Raw genomic sequence first — 1,737 nt, 5'->3', positions numbered from 1 at the left:
TAATAATTAAAAAATTATTGATCATATTTACTTTTATTATAGCCTCTGAAACTAATCATTCAAAGGTATTAGCTTTAAATAATTATGATTTTGATGATTACGGGCTTATTTCCATCATGTATCATAGGTTCAATGAAAATAAATATCCTTCAACTAATATTCAAATTGATGTTTTCAGAGAACAACTGAAAATAATAGAGAAAGAAAAAATTAAATTTATCCACCCTAAAAATTTTGAAAAAAGTCTGTCAGAGAACAAAAAGGAAAGGAAAATTTTGCTTACTATAGACGACGGATTGTTATCGTTTTATCAAAACGCTTGGCCAATATTAAAAGAGAGAAAAATACCATTTATTCTTTTTGTAAATACGCGTGAAGTAGGTTCATTTAACTATATGAGTTGGGAACAAATACTTGAATTATATGATAATGAGAATGTAGAAATTGGAAATCATAGTCATTCACATGAATATCTTGTTGAAGAAAATCCTGAAACAATTAAAAAAGATATTATTAAATCAATAAAAATTTTTGAAGAAAAACTCGGTAAAAATTCTGAATTTTTTTCTTATCCATTTGGAGAGTACAGTTTGGAGTTTAAAAAAATCATAAAAGGTCTTGGTTTTAAATACGCATTTGGTCAACATTCTGGGGTAATTGATGAAACAAAGGATTTGTGGGAATTGCCAAGATTTCCAATAAATGAAAAATACGGTGAAATCAAAAGATTCTCTACTCTAATGAAAACACTGCCTTTAAAATTTAAAAAAATTTCACCAGAGGATAGGTATCTTTTACAATCAAAGAATCCTCCAAAAGTGAATATAGAATTTTATGAAAATATTCAAAATTTGAGCCAATTAAATTGTTTTTCTAATGAAGGGAACAAATGGCGAAATTCAAAAATCCTTTTTAAGGAGGCGGGATTACTTGAAATTGATATTTCTGAAAAGTTTATTGGTGAGCGTGGTAGAATTAATTGTTCTTTACAAGAAAAAGATGGATTTTGGAGATGGTTAGGAATTCAGTACGTGATAAGTGATAGATAACTAAGAATTCAATTCTATTTGTTTAACTGAGTTAACCAATTTTACTAATTCAAAATCCGATAGTCTATTTTGAGTAATAATTTGATTTAGTATTCTAGTATACTCAGAACCAGTCTGCGCATAATTTTTTAATGTATCTGTTAAAGCTAATCCTGTAATATTTTTATTTTTATTTCTTAGTTGTTGTCTTTTATCTCTGAATTTAGAGTAACTTTTGTGAGTATTTAAGTTATTTTTGTAAGCTTTTACAGAAGCTCTTAAAATTGGAAACTTTAAGATTTTATGATTTTTGTCTCCATCTCTTTTTAAAGGTGCTATACCTTGACCGTCCCAAGTCCACTGACCAAATATTGCATTACCTTCTAAAGCAAATCTGGATGTTCCCCATCCGCTTTCTTTTGCTGCTTGAGCTAAAGCAATAGAAACTGGGATCATATCCATTTTAATCATAAGTTCTTTTAGATCACTTTTTTTCACTTTATATTCTAGCAGTTTTTGTCGTAGCCACTGTTTTTCAGCATCAGTTGTGAATTTCTTGTCTATTAAATTTTTTAGCTTTTCTCTATCGTCTAGTATTTTTTCATTCTCAGCCACAACTAAAGGTAAAACAATCTTTAAAAAAGTTTCCTTCTTCAGTTGAACACTTTTTAAATTATCTAGATCTCTTGGAAATTGAGTAAAATAAATA

At 28.0% G+C, this 1,737-nt stretch carries 2 protein-coding genes; one reads left to right on the top strand and one right to left on the bottom strand.

The features are described 5' to 3' along the window. The coding region (locus AMN78_RS01015) for a polysaccharide deacetylase family protein (protein WP_306452602.1) at window positions 1–1,049 on the top strand (1,049 nt) is incomplete at its 5' end. Here AMN78_RS01015 and AMN78_RS01010 read toward each other — a convergent pair. Further along, on the bottom strand, window positions 1,050–1,737 hold a 688-nt coding region (locus AMN78_RS01010), incomplete at its 5' end, for a glucosaminidase domain-containing protein (protein ID WP_179850588.1).

Source organism: Candidatus Pelagibacter communis (assembly GCF_001179945.1).
Classification (GTDB): Bacteria; Pseudomonadota; Alphaproteobacteria; order Pelagibacterales; family Pelagibacteraceae; genus Pelagilacustribacter; species Pelagilacustribacter ubique_A.
This window is presented reverse-complemented; position numbering and strand designations above follow the sequence as displayed.